This window comes from Tistrella arctica, assembly GCF_039630945.1.
GTDB classification, from domain to species: domain Bacteria; phylum Pseudomonadota; class Alphaproteobacteria; order Tistrellales; family Tistrellaceae; genus Tistrella; species Tistrella bauzanensis.
In genome coordinates this window covers 1-204 of record NZ_JBBKTV010000063.1, presented here as the reverse complement: position 1 = coordinate 204, position 204 = coordinate 1, and the positions used below count along the sequence as shown (strand labels likewise).

1 rRNA gene is annotated in these 204 nt (G+C 60.3%); it reads left to right on the top strand.

Going from position 1 to position 204, the window contains the following annotated elements:
* A 16S ribosomal RNA gene (locus WG924_RS28345) occupies positions 1–60 on the top strand; the annotation flags it as partial.
* Positions 61–204: the final 144 nt, after the last annotated feature.

Sequence of the window (204 nt, the reverse complement as noted above, 5' to 3'; positions counted from 1 at the left end):
ACTGGGGTGAAGTCGTAACAAGGTAGCCGTAGGGGAACCTGTGGCTGGATCACCTCCTTTCTAAGGACGATGACCGCCGTCCCCGCATCCCTTCCGCGTCGCAACCGTAGCCTGGAGCAATTCAGGTGCTGTGCGGGCCTGTAGCTCAGTTGGTTAGAGCACACGCCTGATAAGCGTGAGGTCGGTGGTTCGAGTCCACCCGGG